Origin of the sequence: Streptomyces sp. NK08204 (genome assembly GCF_020400585.1) — a bacterium.
Classification (GTDB): domain Bacteria; phylum Actinomycetota; class Actinomycetes; order Streptomycetales; family Streptomycetaceae; genus Streptomyces.
Genome location: NZ_JAINVF010000016.1, coordinates 131,912 through 138,863, shown reverse-complemented (window position 1 = coordinate 138,863; position 6,952 = coordinate 131,912). Strand labels below are relative to the sequence as shown.

7 protein-coding genes and 1 pseudogene are annotated in these 6,952 nt (G+C 69.6%); 5 read left to right on the top strand and 3 right to left on the bottom strand.

All coding sequences use genetic code 11. The features are described from left to right. Nucleotides 1-676: 676 nt before the first annotated feature. A pseudogene (locus tag K7G59_RS23400) lies at nt 677-859 on the top strand (type II toxin-antitoxin system RelE/ParE family toxin); the annotation flags it as partial. A 70-nt stretch (nt 860-929) separates the two neighbouring features. Here K7G59_RS23400 and ychF read toward each other — a convergent pair. Beyond that, a complete protein-coding gene (ychF, locus tag K7G59_RS23395) occupies nt 930-2,018 on the bottom strand; it encodes a redox-regulated ATPase YchF (RefSeq protein ID WP_225837328.1) in 1,089 nt (362 codons plus the stop codon). A gap of 183 nt (nt 2,019-2,201) precedes the next feature. Here ychF and K7G59_RS23390 point away from each other — a divergent pair, with 183 nt between their 5' ends. Continuing rightward, nucleotides 2,202-2,765, top strand: a complete 564-nt coding sequence (locus K7G59_RS23390) for a DUF6542 domain-containing protein (protein WP_225837326.1) — start codon at nt 2,202-2,204, stop codon at nt 2,763-2,765. A gap of 25 nt (nt 2,766-2,790) precedes the next feature. Here K7G59_RS23390 and ppgK read toward each other — a convergent pair whose 3' ends face one another. After that, nucleotides 2,791-3,561: a polyphosphate--glucose phosphotransferase gene (ppgK, locus tag K7G59_RS23385; protein ID WP_225837324.1), complete on the bottom strand. Its 771-nt coding sequence runs from the start codon at nt 3,559-3,561 to the stop codon at nt 2,791-2,793. A gap of 29 nt (nt 3,562-3,590) precedes the next feature. Then, on the bottom strand, nt 3,591-4,607 hold the full coding sequence (locus tag K7G59_RS23380) for a 4-hydroxy-3-methylbut-2-enyl diphosphate reductase (RefSeq protein ID WP_225837322.1): 1,017 nt from the start codon (nt 4,605-4,607) through the stop codon (nt 3,591-3,593). Between the two features lie 133 nt (nt 4,608-4,740). Here K7G59_RS23380 and xseA point away from each other — a divergent pair, with 133 nt between their 5' ends. From xseA to K7G59_RS23365, 3 genes are all read left to right on the top strand, one after another. Then, on the top strand, nt 4,741-5,949 hold the full coding sequence (gene xseA, locus K7G59_RS23375; RefSeq protein WP_225837320.1) for an exodeoxyribonuclease VII large subunit: 1,209 nt from the start codon (nt 4,741-4,743) through the stop codon (nt 5,947-5,949). A gap of 21 nt (nt 5,950-5,970) precedes the next feature. After that, on the top strand, nt 5,971-6,204 hold the full coding sequence (locus tag K7G59_RS23370) for an exodeoxyribonuclease VII small subunit (protein WP_225837318.1): 234 nt from the start codon (nt 5,971-5,973) through the stop codon (nt 6,202-6,204). 135 nt (nt 6,205-6,339) lie between these two features. Further along, the gene (locus K7G59_RS23365; protein ID WP_225837316.1) at nt 6,340-6,930 is read left to right on the top strand and encodes a malonic semialdehyde reductase; all 591 of its coding nucleotides are present in this window, start codon (nt 6,340-6,342) and stop codon (nt 6,928-6,930) included. Nucleotides 6,931-6,952: the final 22 nt, after the last annotated feature.

The window sequence follows — 6,952 nt, the reverse complement described above, 5'->3', positions numbered from 1 at the left end:
GGTCAGTCGGGCTTGTCCTCGCGGCTGTTGGGCCGTTCCGACGAGTGAGACTTTAGCGGATTCGCTGCCCCGGACGCTAATCGAGCGGCTCACGCTCGAAGCCTTCGGGCCGGATTCCTATTCCGCAAAAAGCGCACGGAAGGCAGAACGGCATGACAAAGCACCGTCAGCTTCTGTGGATCTTGCGGAATAGCTGTCCGGGGCCGACCGGAATCGGTGCTCACGTCGGACAGCTCGGAGAACAGTACGGATCGGGGAACTGCTTGTCAACTCTGGTCGATGTTCCCCGGCGAGTGGCCGGGAACGGACTCCGGTCGACGGCGGTCAGGATTGCGGCTGCCCAATGCGCTGGCTGGTCCAGCAGCAAGGGGGGGCACGCCCTGACCTGCCTCCGTTGCCTGCCACGGCTCAGTTGCACCTCGGCTTGATAGCCGCGCAGCGACACCCGTTGGTGAGTGTCATCAAGCCTCTGGCCCGAGCTCGTTTGGCCTGCCCCCCAGCAGCATCCGCAGCCGCCTGGCGGCCGGCTCGGTCTCGGCCAGCAGCGGACCGAGCTGCTCCCGGAGAGCCACGGCCACGCCGACGGCTCGCCGCCACATCGAGGCCCGCTTCCACCAGCACATGCAGGGCCATGACGAGTGAGGTGGTTCGCGGCTCTGGCCGATCCACGTCGCCAGTGGCCAAACTGACAGAACTGGAGAGCGACCCCTTCGGCTTCAACACCACTGCCCTCGTGTCCCAGCCTGAGCGCCGCCGCCTTCGGGTCGGCGACTACCGCGTCGTCTACACGATCGACAACGGAGAGCTGGTGGTGTGGGTCGTGCACGTCGTACACCGATCCACGGCCTACGACACGTAGCTGCTCCAGGTTCTGCCGACTGCACAACGGCCTGACCTGCTTTCTCGCAGGTCAGGCCGTTCACGTCCCATCAGACGTTGAAGCGGAACTCCACGACGTCCCCGTCCTGCATCACGTAGTCCTTGCCCTCCATGCGGGCCTTGCCCTTGGCGCGGGCCTCGGCGACCGAGCCCGTGGCGAGGAGGTCGGCGAAGGAGATGACCTCGGCCTTGATGAAACCCTTCTGGAAGTCGGTGTGGATCACACCGGCCGCCTCGGGGGCCGTGGCGCCCTTCTTGATCGTCCAGGCGCGGGACTCCTTGGGTCCGGCCGTGAGGTAGGTCTGCAGGCCGAGGGTGTTGAAGCCGACGCGGGCCAGGGTCGCCAGACCCGGCTCGTCCTGGCCCACCGACTGCAGCAGCTCCAGGGCCTCTTCCTCGTCCAGCTCGGCGAGGTCGGCCTCCAGCTTGGCGTTCAGGAAGATCGCCTCGGCGGGGGCGACCAGGGCGCGCTGCTCGTTCTTGAAGTCCTCGTCGATCAGTTCTTCCTCGTCGACGTTGAAGACGTAGAGGAACGGCTTCGTCGTGAGCAGGTGCAGGTCGTGCAGCAGCTCGGCGCGCTCGGTGCCCTGGACGATGCCCTGGGAGAAGAGGGTGTCGCCCTTCTCCAGGATCTCCTTGGCCTCCTCGACCGCCTTGACCTTCGGGGCCACGTCCTTCTTGATCCGCGACTCCTTCTGGAGGCGGGGCAGGACCTTCTCGATGGTCTGGAGATCCGCGAGGATCAGCTCGGTGTTGATCGTCTCGATGTCGTCCTTCGGCGAGACCTTGCCGTCGACGTGGACGACGTTCTCGTCCTTGAAGGCGCGGATGACCTGGCAGATCGCGTCGGACTCACGGATGTTCGCAAGGAACTTGTTGCCCAGGCCCTCGCCCTCGGAGGCGCCGCGCACGATGCCGGCGATGTCGACGAAGTCGACCGTGGCCGGAAGGATGCGCTCCGAGCCGAAGATCGAGGCCAGCTGGGCCAGCCGGCCGTCGGGGACGCCGACCACGCCGACGTTCGGCTCGATCGTGGCGAACGGGTAGTTGGCCGCCAGCACGTCGTTCTTGGTCAGGGCGTTGAACAGGGTCGACTTGCCGACATTCGGCAGGCCGACGATTCCGATCGTGAGCGACACGTTGCGACTTCCCGTAGATGAGTGGGCCAGGGGTGCCAGGGGGCCAGAGACCACGCTGGCCGATCCACCAGTCTACGGGGTTACGGGCCGCGGCCTCGAGGGAGCGTGGAACGCCTGGCGAAGCTCTCCTCATCGGCGTGTCTCAGGAGCGATTCGGCACATAAACAGACCTAAGTTGGTCCAGTGGAGCAACACAGAACGCGACCCCCGTACGACGGATCGCGACGCGGTACGCCGCCGTCCGCGCCCCTGCCACCGCAGGCCCGGCGCCGGCCGGCGGTCGAGCGCAGGCCCGTGCCGGGGCCGGTACGGGACGCGCGGCAGGTACGGGTCGCACGGCCGGTGCCTCCGACGGGCAGGAGGGTGGGCCGCCCCCGGCTGACCGGGCTCGGTGCCGGACTGTTCTGCGCGGTGGCGTTGTTCCTGCTCGGGTACCTGGACCAGCTGTTGTTCGGGGCGGCGTCCCTGACGGTGTACGGCGTGCTGTTCCTGCCGGTGTGCGCGCTGACCGCGCTGTGGGTGCGTGAGAGCGATCTGCTGACCGCACCCGTGATCGTGCCGATCGCCTTCGCCGTGGGTCTGTTTCCCGTCGCCGGCAGCGGCGCGGGGCTGCCGAGCCGGCTGATGGGGCTGGTCACCGGACTCGCCACCCAGGCGGGCTGGCTGTACAGCGGGACACTCGTCGCCGGGCTGATCGTGCTGGTGCGCCGGGTGCGGTGGGTACGGCGCCGGCGGCGACGGGGGTGACCCTCGGCCCCGCCGCCCCTCTCGCTCACATCCGCGTCTGTGTCTGCTCCTGCGCCTGCGCCGCGCGCATCGCGGCCCCCACGATCCCCGCGTTGTTCTGCAGCTGGGCCGGTACGATCTCGGCTCTTATACCCTCGATGTAGTGCAGGAACTTGTCCGCCTTGCGGCTGACCCCGCCGCCGATGACGAACAGCTCCGGCGAGAACAGCATCTCGAGATGCGCGAGGTACTTCTGGACGCGGCGGCGGGCCCAGTGCTCCCAGGTCAGCTCCTGGTCGTCCTTGGCCTTGCTGGAGGCCCGGGTCTCGGCGTCGTGGCCCTTCAGCTCGAGGTGGCCCAGTTCGGTGTTGGGGACCAGGACGCCGTCGGTGAAGACGGCACTGCCGATGCCGGTGCCGAAAGTGAGCAGGATGACCGTGCCCCGGCGGCCCCGCCCGGCGCCGAACTGCATCTCGGCCACGCCGGCCGCGTCCGCGTCGTTGACCACGGTCACCGGAAGACCGCCGAGCCGCCCGGCGAACAGCGCGCCCGCGTCGGTGTCGATCCAGCTCTTGTCGACATTCGCGGCCGTACGGACCGTGGCACCGCCCGTGATCACTCCGGGAAAGGTCAGGCCGACCGGGCCCGTCCAGCCGAAGTGGTCCACGACCTGCCGCACTCCGTCGGCGACGCTGTCGGGCGTAGCCGGGTGCGGGGTGAGCACTTTGTGCCGCTCCTGGGCCAGGTCGCCCCGGTCAAGGTCCACAGGGGCGCCCTTGATCCCGGATCCGCCGATGTCCACGCCGAAGATCTGCATGGCTCCACGTTACGACGGACGACTGACAGTCACGCCCCCGCGGCACCCGTTCCGCCGCGCTCGGCGACCAGGGTCGCCGCCTCCTCGCGCAGGTCGCGGCGGAGTTCCTTGGGCAGCGAGAAGGTGATGGACTCCTCGGCCGCCTTGACGATCTCGACGTCGCCGTAACCGCGCTCGGCGAGCCACTCCAGGACCTGCTCGACCAGGACCTCCGGGACGGAGGCGCCGGAGGTGACACCGACCGTGGTGACGTCCGCCAGCCAGGCCTCGTCGATCTCGTCGGCGAAGTCCACGAGGTAGGCCTCACGGGCGCCGGCGAGCTTGGCGACCTCGACCAGCCGCTTGGAGTTGGAGGAGTTGCGCGAGCCGACGACGATGACCAGCTCGGCCTCGGCGCCCATCTGCTTCACGGCGAGCTGGCGGTTCTGGGTGGCGTAGCAGATGTCGTCGCTGGGCGGGGAGACGAGCCCCGGGAACTTCGTCTTCAGCGCGTTGACGGTCTCCATGGTCTCGTCCACGGAGAGGGTGGTCTGGGAGAGCCAGACGACCTTGGAGGGGTCGCGGACCTCTACCTCGGCGACGTCCTTCGGGCCGTCGACGAGCTGGATGTGGTCGGGGGCCTCGCCGGAGGTGCCGATGACCTCCTCGTGGCCCTCGTGGCCGATCAGGAGGATGTCGTAGTCCTCCTTGGCGTAGCGGACGGCTTCCTTGTGGACCTTGGTGACCAGGGGGCAGGTCGCGTCGATGGTGGCGAGGCGGCCCCGCCTGGCCTCCTCGTGGACGACCGGGGCGACGCCGTGCGCGGAGAACATCACGATGTTGCCCGGCGGCACCTCTTCCGTCCGCTCGACGAAGACGGCGCCCTTCTTCTCCAGGGTCTGCACGACGTACTTGTTGTGGACGATCTCGTGCCGGACGTAGATCGGGGCCCCGTACTGCTCGAGGGCCTTCTCGACGGCGATCACGGCGCGGTCCACACCGGCGCAGTAGCCCCGGGGGGCGGCGAGCAGGACACGGCGGCCAGGCGAAGCGGTCATGCGTCCCATCGTAAGGGCCGCGTTCGGGGGCTTCGGGATCGCCCGCAGTCGCCTGTCCCGCCCCCCGCCGGAGCGTGTACGCCCCACGGGCCGGGCCGCCGGCGTAGGCCGGATTGTCAGCGGCGGCCATTACCCTCGCGGCATGGCTGTCAACACGTCCCCGGAAAGCCCGCTCCCCGTCGGTGAGGTCTCGCGGCTCATCGGGGGGTGGATCGACCGGCTCGGAGCGGTGTGGGTCGAGGGGCAGATCACCCAGTTGTCGCGGCGGCCGGGCGCCGGTGTCGTGTTCCTGACGCTGCGCGATCCGTCGTACGACATCTCCGTCAGCGTCACCTGCTTCCGGCAGGTGTTCGACGCCGTGGCCGATGTCGTCGGCGAGGGCGCCCGGGTCGTCGTGCTGGCGAAGCCCGAGTGGTACGCGCCGCGCGGGCAACTGTCGCTCAGGGCCGCCGAGATCAGGCCGGTCGGCGTGGGCGAGCTGCTCGCCCGGCTGGAGCAGCTGAAGAAGGCGCTCGCGGCGGAGGGCCTGTTCGCGCAGGAGCGGAAGAAGCCACTGCCGTTCCTGCCGCAGCTGATCGGGCTGGTCTGTGGCCGCGCGTCGGCGGCCGAGCGGGACGTGCTGGAGAACGCCCGGCACCGCTGGCCCGCCGTCCGCTTCGAGGTGCGCAACGTCCCTGTGCAGGGGGTGCACGCCGTCCCGCAGGTCGTGCAGGCCGTGAAGGAGCTGGACGCGATCGACGACGTGGACGTGATCATCGTGGCGCGGGGCGGCGGCAGCGTGGAGGACCTGCTGCCGTTCTCCGACGAGCAGCTCGTACGGGCCGTGGCGCAGTGTCGTACGCCCGTCGTCTCCGCCATCGGGCACGAGCCGGACACCCCGCTCCTGGACTACGTGGCCGACCTGCGCGCCTCCACCCCGACGGACGCCGCGAAGAAGGTGGTGCCGGACGTGGGTGAGGAGTCCGATCGGGTGCGGATGCTGCGGGACCGGGCGCGGCGGTGCGTCGAGGCGTTCCTGGAACGCGAGGAGCGGGGACTCGCGCACGCGCTGGCCCGGCCCTGCATAGAGGATCCGCACCGGATGGTCGACGAGCGGGCCGATCAGGTGGCGGCCCTGCTCGGCCGTGCCCGGCGCACCCTCGGCCACCTGCTGGACCGCGCGGATTCCGAGCTGACGCACACGCATGCGCGTGTGGTGGCCCTCTCCCCGGCGGCGACGCTCCGGCGCGGGTACGCCGTCCTGCAGAACGCCGACGGTCACGTGGTGCGCGGGCCGGACGAGGTGAGCGCGGGCGAGCGCCTGCGGGCACGGGTCGCCGAGGGCGAGTTCTCCGTACGAGTCGATGTCTAGCGGATCTTCAGAGGTGAGTGGATGACCAGCAAGGTGGATGAGGCGCTGTCGTACGAGCAGGCGCGGGACGAGTTGATCGAGGTCGTACGGCGCCTGGAGGCGGGCGGTACGACGCTGGAGGAGTCGCTGGCTCTGTGGGAGCGCGGTGAGGAACTGGCCGCGGTGTGCCGGCGCTGGCTGGAGGGGGCGCGGGCCCGGCTGGACGCGGCGCTCGCCGCGGAGGAGGAGGCCGGGGGCTCCGGGGAGGCCGGGTAAGAACGCGGGCACATCTGTGAAGTGGATCACCATGCTCCAGTTTTGGTTGAAGATTAAACCTAACTGGTCGTATGGTCGGTGTCGTCAGCCGGTCCGGCAGCCCGGACCGGGACACGCACCTCAAGGAAGTCACGCATGTCTCTCGTTCTTGACCCCGCCGCCCAGGACCTGCTGTTCCGCGAGGCCCGTACCGCGAACACCTTCACCGACGAGCCGGTGACCGACGAGCAGCTCCAGGCGATCTACGACCTGGTCAAGTACGGCCCCACCGCCTTCAACCAGAGCCCGCTGCGCATCACCCTGGTCCGCTCCGCCGAGGCCCGCGAGCGCCTCGTCCAGCACATGGCCGAGGGCAACCAGGCCAAGACCGCCGCCGCCCCGCTGGTCGCGATCCTCTCCGCGGACAACGAGTTCCACGAGGAGCTGCCGGCCCTCTTCCCGCACTTCCCGCAGGCCAAGGACGTGTTCTTCAGCGAGCGTCCGGTCCGTGAGGGCGCCGCCGCGCTGAACGCCGCCCTGCAGGCCGCGTACTTCATCGTCGGCGTCCGTGCCGCAGGCCTCGCCGCCGGCCCGATGACCGGCCTCGACTTCGAGGGCCTGCGCAAGGAGTTCCTGGACGACGACCACACCCCGCTGATGGTCGTCAACATCGGCAAGCCGGGCCCGGACGCCTGGTACCCGCGCTCGCCGCGCCTGGCCTACGACGACGTCGTCACGACCGTCTGAGGCGGCACACCGCAGCACCTGC

What these genes read in the sequence shown, in the direction of transcription:
- ppgK (WP_225837324.1), bottom strand. Translation starts at nt 3,561, where the DNA reads ATGCAGATCTTCGGCGTGGACATCGGCGGATCCGGGATCAAGGGCGCC.
- K7G59_RS23380 (WP_225837322.1), bottom strand. Translation starts at nt 4,607, where the DNA reads ATGGGACGCATGACCGCTTCGCCTGGCCGCCGTGTCCTGCTCGCCGCC.
- xseA (WP_225837320.1), top strand. Translation starts at nt 4,741, where the DNA reads ATGGCTGTCAACACGTCCCCGGAAAGCCCGCTCCCCGTCGGTGAGGTC.
- K7G59_RS23370 (WP_225837318.1), top strand. Translation starts at nt 5,971, where the DNA reads ATGACCAGCAAGGTGGATGAGGCGCTGTCGTACGAGCAGGCGCGGGAC.
- K7G59_RS23365 (WP_225837316.1), top strand. Translation starts at nt 6,340, where the DNA reads ATGTCTCTCGTTCTTGACCCCGCCGCCCAGGACCTGCTGTTCCGCGAG.